Source organism: Motiliproteus sp. MSK22-1 (genome assembly GCF_001968815.1).
Lineage (GTDB): Bacteria > Pseudomonadota > Gammaproteobacteria > Pseudomonadales > Balneatricaceae > Motiliproteus.
Genome location: NZ_MIEQ01000027.1, coordinates 362,899 through 381,916, shown reverse-complemented (window position 1 = coordinate 381,916; position 19,018 = coordinate 362,899). Strand labels below are relative to the sequence as shown.

The 19,018-nt window shown below is 47.9% G+C and carries 18 protein-coding genes; 9 read left to right on the top strand and 9 right to left on the bottom strand.

The genetic code is table 11. The features are described from left to right. Positions 1-5: 5 nt before the first annotated feature. The gene (locus BGP75_RS07910) at positions 6-1,094 is read right to left on the bottom strand and encodes an ABC transporter ATP-binding protein (RefSeq protein WP_076717345.1); all 1,089 of its coding nucleotides are present in this window, start codon (positions 1,092-1,094) and stop codon (positions 6-8) included. A gap of 504 nt (positions 1,095-1,598) precedes the next feature. On the opposite strand from BGP75_RS07910, the gene BGP75_RS07905 reads away from it, so the two are divergent. Further along, positions 1,599-3,617 (top strand): sigma-54-dependent Fis family transcriptional regulator, encoded by a 2,019-nt coding sequence (locus tag BGP75_RS07905; protein WP_083704689.1) that lies wholly within the window; start codon positions 1,599-1,601, stop codon positions 3,615-3,617. Between the two features lie 98 nt (positions 3,618-3,715). Here the strand turns inward: BGP75_RS07905 and BGP75_RS07900 are convergent, their stop codons facing one another. From BGP75_RS07900 to bioB, 7 genes are all read right to left on the bottom strand, one after another. Continuing rightward, positions 3,716-4,615 (bottom strand): putative metalloprotease CJM1_0395 family protein, encoded by a 900-nt coding sequence (locus tag BGP75_RS07900; RefSeq protein ID WP_076717343.1) that lies wholly within the window; start codon positions 4,613-4,615, stop codon positions 3,716-3,718. A 188-nt stretch (positions 4,616-4,803) separates the two neighbouring features. Continuing rightward, entirely contained in the window at positions 4,804-5,094 is a 291-nt protein-coding gene (locus BGP75_RS07895; protein ID WP_076717341.1) for a hypothetical protein, read from the bottom strand. 108 nt (positions 5,095-5,202) lie between these two features. Next, positions 5,203-5,892, bottom strand: a complete 690-nt coding sequence (bioD, locus tag BGP75_RS07890; protein ID WP_076717339.1) for a dethiobiotin synthase — start codon at positions 5,890-5,892, stop codon at positions 5,203-5,205. A 142-nt stretch (positions 5,893-6,034) separates the two neighbouring features. Next, positions 6,035-6,928: a malonyl-ACP O-methyltransferase BioC gene (gene bioC / locus BGP75_RS07885; RefSeq protein ID WP_083704687.1), complete on the bottom strand. Its 894-nt coding sequence runs from the start codon at positions 6,926-6,928 to the stop codon at positions 6,035-6,037. After that, positions 6,928-7,728 (bottom strand): alpha/beta fold hydrolase, encoded by an 801-nt coding sequence (locus BGP75_RS07880; protein WP_076717337.1) that lies wholly within the window; start codon positions 7,726-7,728, stop codon positions 6,928-6,930. Before BGP75_RS07880 ends, bioC begins: the two co-directional genes overlap by 1 nt. Continuing rightward, the gene (gene bioF / locus BGP75_RS07875) at positions 7,725-8,909 is read right to left on the bottom strand and encodes an 8-amino-7-oxononanoate synthase (protein WP_076717335.1); all 1,185 of its coding nucleotides are present in this window, start codon (positions 8,907-8,909) and stop codon (positions 7,725-7,727) included. The genes BGP75_RS07880 and bioF overlap by 4 nt, the downstream gene beginning before the upstream one ends. An 18-nt stretch (positions 8,910-8,927) precedes the next feature. After that, the gene (gene bioB / locus BGP75_RS07870; RefSeq protein ID WP_076717333.1) at positions 8,928-9,980 is read right to left on the bottom strand and encodes a biotin synthase BioB; all 1,053 of its coding nucleotides are present in this window, start codon (positions 9,978-9,980) and stop codon (positions 8,928-8,930) included. Between the two features lie 101 nt (positions 9,981-10,081). On the opposite strand from bioB, the gene BGP75_RS07865 reads away from it, so the two are divergent. From BGP75_RS07865 to BGP75_RS07830, 8 genes are all read left to right on the top strand, one after another. Continuing rightward, positions 10,082-10,864 (top strand): ComF family protein, encoded by a 783-nt coding sequence (locus BGP75_RS07865; protein ID WP_076717331.1) that lies wholly within the window; start codon positions 10,082-10,084, stop codon positions 10,862-10,864. Positions 10,865-11,037: 173 nt separating this feature from the next. Beyond that, the gene (locus BGP75_RS07860) at positions 11,038-12,036 is read left to right on the top strand and encodes a serine/threonine protein kinase (RefSeq protein ID WP_076717329.1); all 999 of its coding nucleotides are present in this window, start codon (positions 11,038-11,040) and stop codon (positions 12,034-12,036) included. Between the two features lie 218 nt (positions 12,037-12,254). Continuing rightward, positions 12,255-13,124 carry a tRNA (N6-threonylcarbamoyladenosine(37)-N6)-methyltransferase TrmO gene (tsaA, locus tag BGP75_RS07855; protein WP_076717326.1) on the top strand — a complete coding sequence of 290 codons (870 nt, stop codon included), beginning with the start codon at positions 12,255-12,257 and terminating at the stop codon, positions 13,122-13,124. A 114-nt stretch (positions 13,125-13,238) separates the two neighbouring features. After that, positions 13,239-13,664, top strand: a complete 426-nt coding sequence (locus BGP75_RS07850) for a hypothetical protein (protein ID WP_143821006.1) — start codon at positions 13,239-13,241, stop codon at positions 13,662-13,664. Next, positions 13,661-15,127, top strand: coding sequence for a 23S rRNA (uracil(1939)-C(5))-methyltransferase RlmD (gene rlmD, locus BGP75_RS07845; protein ID WP_076717322.1), 1,467 nt, complete (start codon positions 13,661-13,663; stop codon positions 15,125-15,127). The genes BGP75_RS07850 and rlmD overlap by 4 nt, the downstream gene beginning before the upstream one ends. Before the next feature lie 81 nt (positions 15,128-15,208). Further along, positions 15,209-15,415 (top strand): dodecin, encoded by a 207-nt coding sequence (locus BGP75_RS07840; RefSeq protein ID WP_076717319.1) that lies wholly within the window; start codon positions 15,209-15,211, stop codon positions 15,413-15,415. Positions 15,416-15,545: 130 nt separating this feature from the next. Beyond that, entirely contained in the window at positions 15,546-16,829 is a 1,284-nt protein-coding gene (gene bioA, locus BGP75_RS07835; RefSeq protein WP_198939295.1) for an adenosylmethionine--8-amino-7-oxononanoate transaminase, read from the top strand. 61 nt (positions 16,830-16,890) lie between these two features. After that, complete coding sequence (locus tag BGP75_RS07830; protein ID WP_076717317.1) at positions 16,891-17,325, top strand: thioesterase family protein; 435 nt, start codon at positions 16,891-16,893, stop codon at positions 17,323-17,325. Positions 17,326-17,596: 271 nt separating this feature from the next. On the opposite strand, the gene dnaB is transcribed toward BGP75_RS07830, so the two are convergent. Further along, complete coding sequence (gene dnaB, locus BGP75_RS07825; protein WP_076717315.1) at positions 17,597-18,976, bottom strand: replicative DNA helicase; 1,380 nt, start codon at positions 18,974-18,976, stop codon at positions 17,597-17,599. Positions 18,977-19,018 lie beyond the last annotated feature (42 nt).

Below are 19,018 nucleotides of genomic sequence, written 5' to 3'. Positions count from 1 at the left end.
TTGCGTTACCCCTTAACCAGACGGGACGGAGACTGAATCATCTTCCCACCCAAATTAAAAACGAACAGTTTATGAGTCGGTAGATATATCTTTATCGGCGTATCCGTGTGGTACGCATGGACCCCCGACAACTGCAGCACAAGATTAAAGTGATCATTCTTAACGTGCAGGAAGGTTTCTGAACCGCTGATTTCGGCCAGTTCAACATTCATCGAGAGTTCTAGATCATCATCGTTGTGGGGTACCAGGCCGATATGACTCGGACGAATACCAAAACGATAGTCACCCGGTTTAAGGCTCTTAAGGTCCTGATTAAGCGGGAAATGAACAGAAGCATCAAAAGTGACTTCACTTTCAGTCACCCAGCCTCGAACCAGATTGATGGGGGGCTCACTGAATAAATCTGCCGCATCCACATCCACAGGCTCACGATAGACATCAGGAGTAGGACCGGACTGAATCATCCGACCTTCATGCAATAAGGTTGTCGTCCCACCAAGAGCGAGGGCCTCATTAGGCTCTGTTGTAGCATATACCGCTATAGAGTTACGGGCCTTGAACAACTCCCGCAATTCCACCCGGAGTTCTTCCCGCAATTTATAATCCAGATTAACCAAAGGCTCATCAAACAAGATCAAGCTGGCATCTTTAACCAGCGCTCGCGCCATGGCAGTACGCTGCTGCTGACCTCCAGAAAGCTCTAACGGATAACGGTCTAAAAACTGCTCTATCTGCAACATGGCAGCAGTTTCCTTTACCCGTGTATTAATCTGGGACTCTTTTATCTTCGCCAACCTCAGGGGTGAGGCAATATTCTCACGTACCGTCAGGTTGGGATAATTGATGAATTGCTGGTAAACCATCGATATGTTGCGCTTCTGTACCGGCACCCCAGTAACATCCGCTCCATTCATAACGATCTTACCGTTATGGGGCCGATCCAGACCGGCCATTATTCTCATCAGTGAAGTTTTGCCAGCCAGGGTACGTCCAAGCAGAACGTTAAAAGACCCCGGCTCGAGAGAGAGGTTTATGCTGTTGAGGTGAAACTCACCGTCAACGACACGATCTATGTTTTCTAACAGGAGGGACATAAACGTCGTCCTTTTGTTTTTTTTGTAATGCAAATCAAAGGGGCAAATCAAAACCTAATCAGCAGTGTTCAGTGGTGTTCAACTAAATCACTAATTCAGACTCGCAATTAGATAAAGCCAAAGTCGTGCCAACAGGACAAAAATCATCGAATTATTTTCTAAACCGCTGTTTTCAAATGCTAATCGAGCATTTTTATTTCCTTAACGAAAATTTTTACTTTCCTTTTCGAACATTTTTGTTCAAAAAACTGTTGACGATGAACAGCATTGAACATCTAATATGAACACATAGGGATTGAGCACTGCGTTGAACAATCAGCTGAACAGGATGATAATAAGGCTATAAACACCCTTATCGGATGGGAACTCCAATCCTGAACACGCTGAACACTGCCGGCTAACACCAAGAGCAGAGCCGCTAGAACAGCGATAGCTTTTACAGGCTAGAATTCAACAAGGTGTCAGAGACAGCCCCTCAACAAATAAAAACGCTCGGTGTACAGAATGAAAAACAAATACACTCCCGACCACAGGGAAGAGCACGGGCGAAATAATGAGGAACGAAAAGTGACGGAAACTCCCTCGGAAGATCACCATGCTGTTATCGAGGCTTCCTGGGATCGATGTCGTGAATATGGTCTCAACCCTTCCAGTGAACCGGTCATTGAAAGATTAAACCAGGGGGAGGTTAATAATCTAAAAGAAGAGCATCACTTTTTGGTCGAAACAACCGGTAACGAAGTGCTGCCTTACTACGAGAACATTCTTTCCAACACTCAATGTATGATTTTGCTTACAGACAGCCGTGGGCAGGTATTGAACAGTTGGGGTGACCGACGCTTCCTGAACAAACAGCAAAAAGCCTATCTGGACCCCGGATCAAATTGGGTTGAACAGGTGAATGGAACCAACGCCATAGGTACAGCCATGGCGCAAGGACATGCTGTTCAAGTCCAAAAAGATGAACACTTCCTTAAAGCCAACCGCTTTATGGTCGGTTCAGCGGCGCCCATTTTTAACGTTGATCATGATTTGCTGGGGGTACTTGATGTATCCAGCGACACCTACCTCCCCCAGGCCCATACCCTTGGAATGGTCAAACTAATGTCCCAATCGGTGGAAAACCGATTAATCACAAAGATATTTTCCAGTGAAAATTTTCTGCTGACGTTCAATACCAACCTGGACAACATAGATAGTCAGTGGGCAGGCCTGATTGTTTTCAATGAAGACGGGACTATCATCTCATCAAACCGCCGGGCTGAATTATTGCTGGGGTATGATTTAGCACTGGTGAACATCAGTGATATTTTCGACTATCCCCTCAGAGAGATGAAAAACCACCCGGAATCAATGCCGGTATCCATGCTGGCTCTCGGTCGCTATCAAATGCATGGAGTGATTAAACGGCCGACAGAACAGGTCATACGAGCAGTGGATTTTCGAGACAGACCTTCCGGTAAACGAAAAAAAGACGACGATATTATCACCTTGGACCGCTTTAGCTTTGGCGACGAGCGTGTTGATCGCTGTATCAAACAGGCTGAGCGGATCATTGAGAAAGAAATCCCCATCCTGATTCACGGCGAGACCGGTGTTGGTAAAGAAGTGTTTGTTAGCGCGCTCCACGAACATAGCTCTCGTAAGCGTTACCCCCTGGTGGCGGTAAACTGCGCTGCTATCCCGTCAGAACTTGTTGAATCCGAGTTATTCGGTTACGAGAAAGGGGCTTTTACAGGTGCAAGCAGCAAAGGTTCTACAGGACTGATCCGTAAAGCACATAAAGGCACGCTCTTTCTTGATGAGATCGGTGAAATGCCACTTAAAGTTCAGGCTCGTCTGTTACGTGTTCTTCAGGAGCGAAAGGTAACTCCTTTGGGGTCGACTGAATCCTATCCGGTCGATGTAAAACTTATCTCTGCAACTAACCGTTCATTAAGGGACGATGTTGAACGGGGACTGTTCAGACAGGATCTCTATTACCGGGTAAGCGGACTCAACATGGAAATCCCCCCACTAAGGGACCGTACCGACCGAAGAGAGTTGTTCAAAGAGATTCACAGACGCTACCTAAGCAAAGGGCAACCAGAAGAACTGCCAACAGAAATTCTGAACTTATTCCAACAACACCCATGGCCCGGAAATATCCGTCAGCTTGTAAGTGTTTTACAAATAGCCTTGGCCATGGCTGATGACGACCCTATTCAGGCCTGGCACCTGCCGGATGATTTTTTCGCTGATATAAAGAAAAGCGGTGCAAACTCAGCAGCGAATTCTGCACCCACAATACCAACAACAGGATCGGTTGACACAGAACCGACAGGGAAGACAGAATCTTCTCAGACAATATCAGAATCAGCTCCCGGCTCTTCTGCTTCGCCGCCGGTTAATGCGACAGCAGCACAGGATGATACGTTAACCGTATACCATCAGAACGAAGGGAATATATCCCGTACAGCAAAGGCACTGGGAATCAGCCGTAACACTCTTTACAAACGTTTACGCGAACTGGGGATAAAGTAGTTGCGAAACGTAGAGCAAACAAATAGGCCTGGTTAAGGGAAAGAATAAACCGAAGAAAATAAAGGGATGAAAAGAAATAACGGGGTTCACACTGAACTTTACACGACAAGATCCAAAAACGCTCCCTGAGGATCAAGCGCCTCAATAGCACCAATGTCCACCAGCTGTTGCTGGAAATCATTCAGCCTGCTGTTAAGCTCCTGCAGCTGACCGGCAAACTCTTCACGCTGTTCACGAGAACGCTGAAGCCGCTCTTGGATAGAATCCCGATTTTGCTCAAATGCGCTTGGCTCATTGGGATCAACCGTCTCCTTCTCTTCCTCCTCTTGCTCTTCTGCATCAGTAGCAGATAACTGAGTCTCTGCCTCATCCCTCAAAGCCAGTAATTCAGCCTGCGCTTCTACTAATAACCCCTGGGCTCGGGCTGCCACCTGAATATCCTGCGAAGACGGATTGGCAGGGGCTAAAGCAGCTTGAATAATCGTCTGAGCTTTTTGAATGGTGGCTTCAGGATCACCGGAGACAGGCCGGGTATCAATAGACACCTCGCCCGCAGTCGCATAGAGATTACCGTCGGGGCCACGGGTAAAATCAAAGGAAGGGGAGCCCGATAAAGATCCACCGACCGACGCATGGGCAGCCTCATGGGCTCTAACATCACGATCAATGCGGGCCAGCTCTTTTATCTGCTCTCTTTCCTGAGCTTGAGCGACCTCTTCCTGGCTCTTGAAGAGCGCAGATTCTGCCGAGCGGTTGATGCTTTCTGGATTATCTTCAACAGACTCGCTGCCCGTCGTTCGCAACGGGTCATTAGCTCTGGCAGGAAGACTGTCCTGCGTTGAAAAGGATTGAACACGTTGACTTGCCAGGGCCTGCTGCTGGTTTTCAGCGACAGCCGGACGCTCAGGCGAACCTGTCTGGCGCCTGAATGCTTGCTCATTTGTCTGGAGATTAGCCCTCGAAATAGTACTGAGGGAAACTCCACTTGCATCAAGCACGTCCACCTCCCTAAGCTTTTAATTCTCAGCAGGAGCCTGTATTTTCAAAAACACACGAAACCTGGCTGCCATACCAATCAGCCAGGTTTTAACTATTCAACTTACTATCCAATTTACGACTAACAATCCAATTTACGACTAACAATCCAATTCACTAGGACCTGTCTAGTCCAATATATTTTAACTATCTAGGCTGTAGTGTCGATATTTAGCCCCAGACTGGTACCTAGAACCTCGTCAGTCGCAGTGACCACTGTTGTAGTCAAAGCAGCCTGATCCTGGGCTACTGCTAGTTCAGGAGTCGTTTCTTCTACGGGCTGAGTTGCCTGACTACTTCCAGTACTACCTGTCGCTTGAACACTGTTATCTGATTGTCCCTCGGCAAGGGCATCAGTCGCAACTCTCTGATTACCATCAGCTCCCCGCGGATTAGCACTTAAGCTAGTCTGAATAGGAGTGGACAAAGCTGGTATTTGCATCACTTTAACCTCAAAGAAATATGTAGCAACGTCTTGGCGTACAAGTTCCCAGTATAGACCAATCTGATCAAGGATACATTGATACTGGTCATTATTTGTTCAACCGCCCTATGCTAACAACGTCCGAACCGCTTCCTGCATATAGGCTGATGCCTCCTTTGCTGTGACATCTTCAATAAAAGGAAGTTCAGCCAATAAAGGGGCTCTAAGTCTGTTCTTCAGGGTGTCCAGATTCTCCTGATAACAATCCATATAAGGATCGACTCTATTTGCTACCCAGCCGATCAAAGGTACACGATCCGCAACAATAGCCTCTGCTGTCAGCAAGGCATGGTTAAGACAGCCTAATCGCATGCCAACGACCAAAATAGTCGGTAACTGTAGTCTGCGCGGTAATTCTGACAAATTTTCGTGCTGATTGAGCGGCACACGCCAACCGCCAGCACCTTCCACTAACATCAAATCCAGTGGTTGCATCATTGCACCACGACAAAACCCGACCAGGCGCTCTGCGGTAAGCCGTCGCCCCTCTCTCTCAGCGGCAATATGTGGCGCAATAGCTTCTTTCAACAAGACTGGGTTTATTTGCTCATATGACATTGATGCATTGCTACATTGCTGTAGCAATAGTGCATCATCATTTTGCAATCCAGCCCCATGATCTTCTGCACCTGCCGCCACAGGTTTCATAGCGCCGGTTCTGGCTCCCTGGCTGTTCGCAGCTTCCAGCATGGCAGCAGTGACTATGGTTTTACCTGCGTCAGTATCAGTTCCAGTGATAAAAAAAGTCTTGGCCAAAAGCCTTCTCCCACGATAGCATCCGCTTGTTATTGAGTGATTAACCGGCAATTTCTTAAAGGGATAAAGATAACCATTTTATATTTATCCGGGGCTCGCTGAGAACATAATGGAGGTATTGCAGGTTCCCTAAACCGATAAATCAAAGAGTTCGATAAATGCCGTAATAGACTTGGTAAGTGGCAGGTAACATACCATTCGATTTTCTAAATCCTTCGTAGGCACGTTTAAACGTCTGAATTCTCTGCCGTCCCGACAAACCGGTAATTCGTCCTGAATTTAGATTGTGGGCACCAATGCCCTTAAGCTCATCAGTCAACTGTTTCAACTCGGTATACTCAAGCTCAATGCGCTCTTCAGTAAAACTGAGCTGATCAAAATAAGAGCCCAAACCCTGAGTATGGGCAGCAGCTCCCTGAAACTGGTTAACATGGACAAAATCATCAACTTGAGCCCAGGAGTCACGAAGCTCATAAAGAGTATCAGGGCCTAGAGTAGCAAACGCCAGTACGGCCCCCGGTTTTAACACTCTCGCCAGTTCAGCAAATAGCGCTGACAGGTTTTCGCACCACTGAATCGAAAGACTGGTAAACAGGCTGTCAACACTATTATCCGCTAGAGGCAGAAACTCCGCATCTGCACAAAGCCATGAGATGTTACTGTTTAGCCTTGATGATTTAGCAAACTTAAGCATTCCCTCTGCCAAATCAATTGCCACAACGTTAGAAACACGAGCTTGCTCTAGCAATTGCGGTGAAAAAAATCCCGTCCCACAGCCCAGATCGACTACCTGACCACTAAGCTGTAAACCAGAACGCTGTAACAGATTATGTCCCACCTGGCGTTGCAAACCTGCCATTGAGTCATAACTCTGTGCAGCCCGGCTAAAGGAATCAGCAATCTGAATTTTTTTGAGTGTGCCTGCCCCCACAGTTTTGGATTTTGTGCCGCTGGCTGTCACTGATAAATAACCACTCTTACCGCTGATATTCAAATTTTCTGCGCTTTGAGCAAACGGCTTACAAGGATCAGCCATTAAATAGCCTCCGACTGGAGCTTGAGGCTGTTCTCAAACTGGACAATTTTTTCAATGCAGGATTGCGGCTGAGCCAAAAAAGGGACATGGCTGCTATTAGCAATGATACTTGCATACTCTGCAACCTCTGGTCGCCTGGCGACTTCATTGGGAACTAATCCATCGGAGTCAGCAAACAGCTGCAGCCGAGGTACACTGACTCGACGATAGAGTCCCCGGTAGTCCTGATTTAAAAGAGCTAACGCTTCTGATAAACAGCGAGGCTCTATTGTCTGATACAGCCCCAATAGTTGCTTCAACACTTTTATTGTCTGGCGGGATTGTGCACCCCCCTGCACCATCAACATTAGAAATCGGTTGAGTGTTTTTAACCAGCTGCGCTCCAGTCCTTGTTGAAACTGCTGAAAAACCTGGGAATCCATTGCTTCTTTAAAATCAGGTCGCTGCACAAAACATGGGGTAGTCGCGATGGTTACCAGCCCACGAGCACAGGTCGGATTGTCTGCCACGATCTGAGCTGCAACAAGCCCACCCAGCGACCAACCTAACCAAATTACCGGGTGCTCCACTTCTGCCAGAATTCGCTCATGGACCATCGCTGAGACTGAATTTAGAGAATAACTGGCTGGAAAATGGTCGGCACTGCGTCCCAATCCAGGTAGGTCCAGCCGAATCACAGAATAATAATTCTCGAGCATGGGGAGCCAGGAAAGCCATACATCACTATGCATCCCCCAACCATGCAACAAAACGATAGCAGGCTTATCTGTACAGCCCGATTGTTGCAGGTAAAGGCTCATGAGCGCGTCTCTCTATAGCCCCATGCCTTGCATTTATCCAAAGCTTGGAGTAATTGATCCACTTGATGCTCAGTATGACCAGCACTCAGGGTAACCCTCAGCCGAGCACTATCTGCTGGCACAGTTGGAGGACGAATAGCAGTAACAAAAACTCCTTGCTGTTCAAGTTCTTCACTTATCGCCATGGCCTGACGACTCTCTCCGACCATTATCGGCTGGATAGCTGTGGATGAGTCCATCAAATCAAGTCCCAACTGCCTGGCACCCGTTCTGAATCGTAGGATCAATGCCGCCAGCTTTTCCCGGAGTGCCTGCCCCTCTCGAACCAGCTTCAGACTGGCCAATGTCGCTGCGGCTACGGCGGGAGGAATTGCCGTTGTATAAATGTAGGGCCGGGCAAATTGTATTAGCGTTTCGATCAGAGTTTCACTGCCCGCTATAAATGCACCGGAAGTCCCAAACGCTTTTCCCAGAGTCCCCATTAGTACAGGTACCTGATGTTGACTCAATCCAAAATGCTCGACACATCCGCCTCCGGTCTTCCCTAAACAGCCAAACCCGTGGGCATCATCAACCATCACCCAGGCATCTGCAGAATACGCTTCCTCACAAAGTGAAGGTAACGGGGCCAAATCACCGTCCATACTGAATACGCCATCAGTAATCACCAGCTTTCTATCGGCATCACTTCGTTGCAAACGGGTACGCAGACTCTCAGTATCGTTATGGAGATAGCGTTGGAAACGAGCACCACTCAGCAAGCCGGCATCTAACAATGAGGCATGATTGAGCCGATCTTCAAATACCGCATCGTTTTTGCCGACCAGTGCGTTCACAGCGCCGAGGTTAGCCATGTATCCGGTGGAGAATAGTAATGCTCTCGGTCGACCGGTAAATTCCGCCAAAGCCTCTTCCAGCTGGTGATGCAAGCGACTATGACCATTGACCAGATGTGAAGCACCACTACCAACACCATACTGATCTGCGGCATTTTTAAATGCTGCTATCAATTCAGGATGATTGGCAAGGCCCAAATAGTCATTGCTACAAAACCCCAGATAAGTCCGGCCATCAACAACAACTTCAGGCCCCTGAGGAGACTCCAGCAACCGCCGACGACGGTAAAGATGTGCCGATTGACGCTGCTGGAGTACGGTATCAAGCTGGTTAAATCCAGACATAATCAACTCAAGGCGGATCTAATGCGACGCATCGTAGAACAGCGATGCATTCTTCTGATCATCAATCTGGGACAACAGGGCCTGTTCATGGGCTTCATCTGATGCACCTGGCCGCTCTTCAGGGTGAATTCCCAGTTTCCTGAACAGTGCACGATCGCTGTCAGCCTCGGGGTTATCTGTCGTTAAGAGCTTTTCACCATAAAATATAGAATTGGCACCCGCCATAAAACACAGGGCCTGGACCTGCTCATTCATCCGCTGTCGTCCAGCCGATAAACGAACGTGAGACTTCGGCATAAGAATACGGGCAACCGCGATGGTTCGAATAAAATCAAAAGGTTCCAGATCCTCAACAGACTCCAGCGGAGTTCCCTTAACCTTCACCAGCATGTTAATTGGCACACTTTCGGGATGATCAGGCATATTTGCCAAAGTCAGTAGCAAACCGATTCGGTCTTTAAGCTCTTCACCCATACCAAGAATACCGCCACAGCATACTTTCATACCCGCATCACGAACATTCTGCAGAGTATCCAGACGGTCCTGATAAGTTCTGGTAGTAATAATTTCTCCATAATACTCAGCAGAGGTATCCAGGTTATGGTTGTAATAATCAAGACCGGCCTCGGCAAGAGACCCCGCCTGATTTTCATCCAACATCCCCAAAGTCATACAGGCTTCCAGCCCCAGATCCTTGACACCTTTGATCATATCAATAACAAAAGGCATGTCTTTCGGACGAGGGCTGCTCCAGGCTGCTCCCATACAGAATCGCGTTGCCCCTTTGTCTTTGGCAGCCTGGGCCTCGCGCAGCACCTGCTGGACCTTCATCAAACGCTCGGCATCCAAGTCACTGCAGTTTTTTGCACTTTGCGGACAATATTTACAGTCTTCCGGACAGGCGCCGGTCTTTATTGATAATAGTGTACTGACCTGGACCGCATTTGGATCAAAGTTCTGACGATGAACGACCTGAGCCTGGAAAAGCAGATCATTAAAAGGCAATTCAAATAACGCTTGAGCCTCTTCATGAGTCCAATCGTGACGTAGTACCTGAGGCTCTGATTGCATAGTAAAAACTTCCTATCTTTTGGCGTTCTGTCTTGTTGGCGAATATACTGTCGCCTTAATTAGAGAGCCTATAATAAATGCAAGGAAGCAGCTGTCAACCAATGACAACCAATAAAGTTTACTATAGATTAATTTTTGACCTTTTGTTTTCTAAACCACTCTGTTTACTTTGCGGACTCCCCTGCTCACCAGGCAGCCAGATCTGTACTGGCTGCAAGACGGATCTACCCTGGTTGCAGGATCACTGCATACGGTGCGCAGAACCACTACCCAAGACCTCAACAGAGCTGCTCAAGCCTGATGAGGCGAGGCGGAAACAAACAAATCAAAGCAGGATAAACAGCCAAAAAATTTGTGGTCGCTGTCAGAAAGATCCACCCGCTTTCGACAGGACCCTGGCCCCCTTCCAATACGAAGAACCGATAAAACAACTGATAGCAACGCTAAAAAATAAAGGCCGGCTTGATATTATTGAATTAGCGGCAGAGCTTTTCACCGAGCATCTAAGAGATCGAATTACGCAACAGCCTCCGCAGCTGATAGTCCCCGTTCCTCTACACCGAAACCGTTTATATTCAAGAGGTTACAATCAAGCAGCAGAATGGGCCGAGAGGCTGTCAGAAAAACTGGACATTCCATATGATAAGCGAAGCTGTCGCCGACTCATCAACACACCTCACCAACAGGGGTTATCTGCGGCGGCTCGTCGTAAAAATCTCCGACATTGTTTTCATATCACCTCCCCACTGGGAGTCGAAAGGGTAGCGATTGTTGATGATGTCATGACAACCGGATCCACGGTTAACGCCTTAGCACACAAGCTGAAAGATGCAGGTGTAACTCATGTTGAAATCTGGTGCTTCGCTCGAACACCTGCGCGATAGCAAAAAACATGAACATTCCCTCAAAGCATTGCTTTCAAGAGTAGAGCAAATACTCCATAATTTGCGGCCGTAAACACTGTTCCCAATGGCAGCATGCCTGAAAACGGCCTTGGTATTAAAACCAGGGATATCGAAATTCCGGCCCTCTCATTGAGAAAATATAAGCAGGCTCTATGCATATTGATCACACCCCCCACCCTTACGAATCACTGACACCAGATTCTGTGCTGGATGCAGTAGAGTCCCTGGATTATCTTAGTGATGCCCGAATCCTGACCTTAAACAGTTATGAAAACAGGGTCTATCAGATTGGTATTGAAGAAAGCGTTCCGTTGATTGCAAAATTTTATCGTCCAGCTCGCTGGAGCCCCGAACAGATCAGGGAAGAACATCAGTTCACACAGTCCCTGGCTGATGCTGATATTCCTGTAGTGCCACCCATAAAAACAGCAGACGAAACGCTCCACAATCATGGTGGCTTTGATTTTGCTGTGTTTCCGCGCAGGGGAGGTCATGCACCCGAGCTGGATAATCTGGATAACCTGTACATACTTGGCCGCACATTAGGTCGTATTCATCTGGTGGGACAGGCTCAACCTTTTAAGTATCGCCCGACTCTGGATAGTTTCAGCTTCGGCCAGCAAAGTCGCCAGTTTCTGATCGAAGGAGACTGGTTACCAGAAGACTGTCGTTACGAATATCAACGACTGACTGAAGAAATACTGACACTGGTAGATGCAGCGTTCAAGCGAGTCAATCGCCTGAAGAACATCCGCCTCCATGGAGATTGCCATCCCGGGAATATTCTCTGGCGAGACAATACCCCACATTTTGTCGATTTTGATGACTGCCGAATGGGACCTGCTGTACAGGATTTATGGATGATGTTATCGGGAGATAACTCTCAACAAACACTGCAAATCAATGAGATCATCGAAGGTTACGAAGAATTTCTGCCCTTTAATCGAGCTGAATTACAGCTGGTAGAACCCTTGCGAGCCCTAAGAATTATGCACTACGCAGCTTGGCTGGCCAGGCGTTGGCAGGATCCGGCCTTCCCGACTCACTTCCCATGGTTTAATACGTCCACTTATTGGTTGGGACATATGATGGAATTACGGGAATTGAAGCAAAGCATACAGCGGCCTCCGCTACAGGTCGGTGCTTATTAGCTCACTACTTTCACAGCGTAATTCCGCAGGCTCACTTTCTTCAAAACAAGAGCCTTCCAATAGCAGCGAGCCTGTTGAATTTTCCCTGTACTGGCTGCTATTGGCCCATTGTGATTAATAAACCACTAATATCGATAACTCATGAAAACCCGAAATCTCGCTATTTGAGCCAAGCCTCACTATAATCGCTCCTCGCCCCACAGCCTTGATTTACTGACATGCAAACAGTTATAGACACCATCGGTACTGTCCACTCCTGTTTTAAGGAAAAGTTCGGCATCCCTCGTCAACCAGGTCTGGCTACTGCAGCCACCGCTGTATTGGAACTAACAGGGGAATATGCTTCCATGGAGGCTGTCAGGGGTCTTGACCAGTGTTCGCATATCTGGGTGATATTTCTTTTCAGTGAACACTTGGATCGAGGCTGGACACCGCTTGTCAGACCACCTCGCTCAGAAGGAAGCAAAATGGGAGTTTTTGCGACCCGATCAACATTTCGCCCTAACCCCATCGGAATGTCCGCAGTAAAGCTTGAATACATTGAAGAAAAATCAGGAAAACCACTGCTGCATCTGTCTGGTATAGATATACTGGATGGAACCCCGGTAATAGATATTAAACCTTACTTACCTTATTCCGACAGCTTAGCCGATGCACATAACCATTACGCCCCTGCCAGCCAGGTATTATCGCTACCCGTACTGTTCAGCGAGCAGGCGGAGCGAATACTCAGCAAGCAGTCATCAGCTGAAAAGCTAAAAAAACTTATTGAACAGGTATTACTTGGCGATCCTCGTCCTGTACACCATCGAAACAGAAAGCCGAACACTGACACAGCCAGGCTTGATATACCGGAAGATGGCACACCGGGGAGCGATACAAAAGAGTTAGAAGCCACAGAATTTAATACTACTGCGTCTGGAACGACAGGGCATAAAACATCCATCGCTAACAGAGCCGAAAAAAAGCCCCGCAGTTACGGTACGCTACTGGATAATCTTAATGTCCGTTGGCGGATCACGGAGACGGCAGTTGAAGTACTAAATATTGAACCACTCTGTATAGAAAAACAGAACGACATTTTTTAATAAAACACCGAAACTGTTGCTGCTTGGGAACCACTGCCCTGTGCAGGCAATCCAAAGAGCCATATCCTCTGAACACAGCAACAAAACCAACTCAGTAATTATTGAGACAGCCTTATGAAACTTCTTAGAATCCTATTAGTAATAATGACTCTGGTGCCACTATGGGCTCATAGTGGTACAGAGGACACTGAAAACAGTACCGGGAATCAAGACAACATTCCCAGTATTGAAAGCCTGATAGCAGAATTGACGGCCAATATTGATATGGAACTGATGATTCGCCTGCAGGCAGCTATGATGAACAATCTTGATGTCATCGGCCCCTACACTCAAGAGTATCTGGCTTGCCTTGAAGCCGAAGGGGTTTTTGATTCAGAGGAAGCAACAAACCTGAAAGGCTTGATCGAGCAGGCAAAAAAGACTGGTGAAACCTGCCAGGTTATTCTCGAATCAATGATTGGGCAAATGCAATTTGACATCACTCAGGATGAATTTGAACAAGGCCTCAGTTCAGAATACCGGGAGCTTCTGCAGCTGTGAGTCGCTCTAACCGCAGGGCATCTAACCATAAAAAACCAGGTCCCCGATTTTACAGCCCAGGCAAAAAGACGAGTCCCCTTACTGAACCTCCGTTCGAAGTGACAATAGAGAAACTCGGCCACGACGGTCGCGGATTGTGTCGTCACAACGGCAAAATTTTATTTGTCAGTGGTGCCTTGCCCGGAGAGCGAGTTAGGGTAAGTTATCTCAACAGACGCGCAAAATATGATGAAGCACGCTGCCTGGAAGTTCTTGATGCCTCAGAACAGCGCCGCTCTCCCCGCTGCAGACATTTCAATCAATGCGGGGGCTGTGAGCTTCAGCATCTCTCATCTGAGGCTCAGATCGACGCTAAACAGCAGCAGGCACTGGATCAGTTACGCAGACTGGGCGGATTAGCGCCTGAAAACATATTATCCCCTCTGGATCTAAACCACTGGCAATACCGACGCCGCGCTCGATTGGGAGTATTGACCGGCAAGAACAAGGCTACACCAGTGATTGGTTTTCGGCGTAAGCAAAGTAAACAGCTGATACCCATCAAAGAATGCCCGATACTTGAACATCGGGCAGAACAACTACTGAAAGACCTTTCATCATCAATCATCCAGAGTGAAAAGCCCCAATCAATATCCCACATTGAGCTTGCTCTGGGTGACGAAGATGCAGCTATCGTCTTACGCCACCCTCGCCCTCTAGCCAGCAATGACCTCAAAGCATTCGATCAGCTCGCCCGCAGACAGAATACACAGCTGTATTTACAGCCCGGAGATATTGATAGTATCTATCGTCATGGTGAAGGCCAGGAGCGTCTGTACTACAATCTGCACCTACCCCGTCATGTTGGCTCTGCAGAGAATATTCAGGAAAATCAAGACAACAGGGACCAGCCAGAAAAATCACTTGTGCTGGGCTACCATCCCAGCGACTTCACTCAGGTTAATGCTGCTATCAACCAGAAAATGGTAACCCAGGCTCTGGAATTGCTGGAACCTAACAACCAGGATCGAATTCTGGATCTGTTTTGCGGACTGGGTAACTTCACCCTGCCTTTGGCAACACTTGCAGCGGAAGTGGTGGGCGTTGAAGGGTCTGAAAAAATGGTCGCCCGTGGCACAGAAAATGCCAAGCTGAATGACATTAGCAATGCTCGTTTTTATTGTGCAGACCTCACCAGAGACATCAGTCAAAAACCCTGGTTTAAAAATCAATCAGACCAGAGGTTCAACAAGATCCTGCTGGACCCACCCAGAGCAGGTGCCTTAGAAGTCATACAGCAACTCAAACAATATACTTCTGAAACCCTATCAACAACAGTACTCTATATTTCCTGCGATCCTGCAACCTTAGCCAGGGATGCTGCTGAATTGGTAAAACAAGGATATAGACTGGAAAAATGGGGGGTCATGAATATGTTTCCGCAGACCACCCATGTAGAGTCAATTGCCCTGTTTACACGCTGAAGTCTGCTCATGGAAATAACCATCAATACAGAGAAGACTGGTCTACACTCCTTGAACAAGGAATAAAACAGGAATTGAGCTATGTCTGATCATGTGTATAAATTAATAGAAGTTGTTGGCTCTTCGACTACCAGCAGCGACGATGCCATTCGCAATGCGATTACCAAAGCCTCGGAGTCGCTGGATAACGTTGGCTGGTTCGAAGTCCAACAAACCCGCGGCCATGTGGAAAATGGTGAAATAGCCCATTTCCAGGTGATCGTAAAAGTAGGATTCAGGCTGGATTAACTCCTGAGATTCACAAGAAAATCAGCTATTTCATCCGACCTGCACGAAAAATGTCCGTGGGAGATACCTAAGGTCTTGCAGCAAACAGGCAGTAGAGCTCTAATAGCCATTTTTGCCCGATGGAATAAACATGAGCCTGACCCTTGATGACATCAGCTTTGACCAGCAACATATCTGGCATCCCTACACCTCGATGATTAACCCGCTGCCCGCTTACCCGGTGGCGTCGACAAAGGGTGTGCGTCTTACCTTAGCCGATGGCACTGAACTGATCGATGGTATGGCCTCCTGGTGGTCAGCAATCCACGGATATGGCCACCCAACTCTCAATGCCGCGGCAAAAAAACAAATCGATAAGATGTCTCATGTAATGTTTGGTGGTCTGACCCACGGACCAGCCATCAACTTATCGCGGAAATTAATAGACCTTTCTCCGGAAGGACTCGATAAGGTATTTCTCTGTGATTCGGGCTCTGTATCGGTAGAAGTTGCTATTAAAATGGCAATTCAATACTGGCAAGCCCGATCCATGCCAAAAAAACACCGTATGATTACCGTTCGCAACGGCTATCACGGTGATACTTTCGGTGCCATGGCTGTCTGCGATCCGATCAATGGTATGCACGAGCTGTTCAGCCAGGTACTTCCCAAGCACCTGTTTGCACCGGCTCCCCAGAGCCGCTTTGGCACCCCCTGGGATCCGGCAGACATCGCTCCTCTGGAGCAACTGATGAAAGATCATCACGCTCAGCTGGCAGCCCTCATTCTGGAACCTATCGTTCAGGGTGCAGGAGGAATGCGCTTTTACTCACCGGAATATCTCAAGCTGGCGCGACAACTTTGTGACCATTACCAGGTACTATTGATAGCCGACGAAATCGCTACTGGATTCGGCCGCTCAGGAAAAATGTTTGCTTGTGAGCATGCCGGCATCAGCCCGGATATACTTTGCCTTGGAAAGGCGCTGACAGGAGGCTATATGACCCTTGCCGCAACCCTGACCAGTACCCAGATAGCAGAAACCATCTCATCCGGTGGTGCGGGATGTTTTATGCATGGCCCGACTTTTATGGCAAACCCTCTCGCCTGTGCTGTGGCTGATGCCAGTCTGGGACTGTTGGAACAGACCCCATGGGAACCTCGTGTAAAAGCGATCGAAACTGAACTGAAAGCAGGACTTTCTCCCTGCCAGGATTTTCCCAATGTGGAAGATGTCAGGGTTCTCGGCGCCATTGGAGTGGTAGAAATGAAACAACCGGTTCGAATGGCTGAAATACAGCAAGCTTTTGTCTCCCAGGGTGTCTGGGTACGCCCTTTCGGAAAACTGGTGTATGTTATGCCACCCTATACAATCTCTTCTGAAGATTTACAAACACTGACGACAGCCATCACTGAAGTAGTCAAAAACCACTAGCATTGACTGCTAACAAGGTTATATTAGTAAGTGCCTGATTTTAGCACTTTAAGGAGTACAAATGGCCCGAGTTAAAATAGAGATGCCTCGCCACTTCACTTTCACAACAGAAGTGCCGGTTAGGATCAGTGATATCAATTATGGCGGACATTTAGGCAACGACGCCGTGCTTTCAATGGTTCATGAAGCCCGTGTACGCTTTCTTAAAAACCATCAATACTCTGAGCTAGATATAGAAGGATATGGATTGGTTCTCACCGATTCAGTCATCATTTACAAAGCTGAAGGATTTCATGGGGAAGAAATACAGATCGACGTAACGGTCAGCGACTTCAATAAATATGGCTGTGATTTTTTCTACCTGCTCAGCAACCGAAAAACAGCTGTAGAAATAGCCCACGCAAAAACCGGTATCGTCTTTTACGACTACGATGAACGCAAGGTTGTCTCTGTGCCAGATGCGTTTCGAAATCGCTTCGTAAAATACGCCGAATAGGCCTGACTTACTACGCGGAACAGTTAAATGATCAAGCCACAGACCATTCAGAACAGACTCAGATAAATCTGAACTCAAAGACTAGCGCTGATCCCAGAATGGCAGAATGCTCTCTGACAGCGCTAGATCCAACCCCGGAAAACACTGGGTATCATTCAGCTGCCGCCAACTCGATTCGCACTATAAATGTCCGGGTAGTGCTGTTCAGACACAGTTGCTAGTGTTCAGGTACCAGTTGTACTGCTCAGCAGGCATTCATACGAGAGGGGTATTATTCGTAATCCATGTAAGCATCGGGAGCCAAGTCTTCAAAGCGACTGTGCTTACCAATAAAAGCCAGGTGACAGGTGCCTATAGGACCGTTACGCTGCTTACCGATAATGATCTCTGCCCGCCCCTTTAGCTCCGTATCCTCGTTGTAAACTTCGTCACGGTAGATAAACATGATGACATCAGCATCCTGCTCGATGGCGCCCGATTCCCGCAAATCTGAGTTAATCGGGCGCTTATTTGGCCGGTTTTCCAGACTCCGGTTCAGCTGTGACAAGGCGATAACCGGACACTCCAACTCCTTAGCGATAGCCTTTAAGGATCTGGATATTTCAGAAATTTCCTGGGTACGACTCTCCACCGCCCCTTTCAGGGACATCAACTGCAAATAGTCGATCATTATCATGCCCATGGAACCATGCTCTCGGGCAATGCGACGTGCACGGGCCCGCATCTCATTAGGGGACAAGCCTGAAGTGTCATCAATATACAGCGGTTTATCTTTGAGCATGTTAACCGCAGTGGTCAATCGAGGCCAGTCATCCTCTTCCAACTTACCATCCCGCACACGCGTCTGGTCGATACGACCGAGTGACGCCAACATTCTGGTAACAAGGCCCTCTGCCGGCATCTCAAGACTGAACACCAGCACTGGCTGCTCTGAACCCATCAGAATATTTTCCACCAGGTTCATGGCGAAAGTCGTCTTACCCATTGAGGGACGAGCCGCGACAATAACCAGATCCGACCTCTGCATGCCAGACGTCATCTTATCCAGATCATTAAAGCCAGTGCTCAACCCCGTCATGGTCGTGTTGGAATTGAACAGCTCGTCTATTCGCTCGACAGCCTTGGCCAGCAACGGATTCACGGCCTGAGGACCACCCTCCTGCGCACGGCTTTCTGCTATTTGAAATACCTTACGCTCAGCATCATCCAGTACCTCAGCACTGGAACGCCCTTCAGTATTGAAAGCCGAGCCGGAGATATCATTAGCGACACCAATTAACCGGCGAAGAATAGCCCGCTCACTGACAATCTCTGCATAGGCTCTGACATTGGCTGTACTCGGGGTGTTCTTCGCCAGATCAACAAGGTAATCGAGACCACCCACAGCCTCCTGCTCATTGTTACGATCCAGCTCCTCGGAGATGGTAACCACATCAATGGGCTGCTCAAGATTTAGCAGCTTTTCCATGGTCTTGAAGATAAGCCGATGCTCTTGGCGGTAAAAATCCTCCTCCGTGACAATCTCAGCCACCGTATCCCAGGCCCGGCTATCAAGCATAAGTCCCCCTAAAACAGATTGCTCAGCTTCTATGGAGTGTGGGGGAACCTTGGCTCGGACCAAGTCGGGATCTTGCTGGGTGTTCGATGTCATATAGGATGAAGACCTGTAACAGGTGCCAGAATAAACTTATCA

Coding starts and splice junctions, on each gene's coding strand:
- bioA (WP_198939295.1), top strand. CDS start 15,546: ATGAGCCTGACCCTTGATGACATCAGCTTTGACCAGCAACATATCTGG.
- BGP75_RS07840 (WP_076717319.1), top strand. CDS start 15,209: ATGTCTGATCATGTGTATAAATTAATAGAAGTTGTTGGCTCTTCGACT.
- bioF (WP_076717335.1), bottom strand. CDS start 8,909: ATGTCTGGATTTAACCAGCTTGATACCGTACTCCAGCAGCGTCAATCG.
- BGP75_RS07895 (WP_076717341.1), bottom strand. CDS start 5,094: ATGCAAATACCAGCTTTGTCCACTCCTATTCAGACTAGCTTAAGTGCT.
- BGP75_RS07865 (WP_076717331.1), top strand. CDS start 10,082: ATGACAACCAATAAAGTTTACTATAGATTAATTTTTGACCTTTTGTTT.
- BGP75_RS07830 (WP_076717317.1), top strand. CDS start 16,891: ATGGCCCGAGTTAAAATAGAGATGCCTCGCCACTTCACTTTCACAACA.
- BGP75_RS07860 (WP_076717329.1), top strand. CDS start 11,038: ATGCATATTGATCACACCCCCCACCCTTACGAATCACTGACACCAGAT.
- BGP75_RS07905 (WP_083704689.1), top strand. CDS start 1,599: ATGAAAAACAAATACACTCCCGACCACAGGGAAGAGCACGGGCGAAAT.
- bioC (WP_083704687.1), bottom strand. CDS start 6,928: ATGGCTGATCCTTGTAAGCCGTTTGCTCAAAGCGCAGAAAATTTGAAT.
- tsaA (WP_076717326.1), top strand. CDS start 12,255: ATGCAAACAGTTATAGACACCATCGGTACTGTCCACTCCTGTTTTAAG.
- BGP75_RS07850 (WP_143821006.1), top strand. CDS start 13,239: ATGAAACTTCTTAGAATCCTATTAGTAATAATGACTCTGGTGCCACTA.
- dnaB (WP_076717315.1), bottom strand. CDS start 18,976: ATGACATCGAACACCCAGCAAGATCCCGACTTGGTCCGAGCCAAGGTT.
- BGP75_RS07910 (WP_076717345.1), bottom strand. CDS start 1,094: ATGTCCCTCCTGTTAGAAAACATAGATCGTGTCGTTGACGGTGAGTTT.
- BGP75_RS07880 (WP_076717337.1), bottom strand. CDS start 7,728: ATGAGCCTTTACCTGCAACAATCGGGCTGTACAGATAAGCCTGCTATC.
- bioB (WP_076717333.1), bottom strand. CDS start 9,980: ATGCAATCAGAGCCTCAGGTACTACGTCACGATTGGACTCATGAAGAG.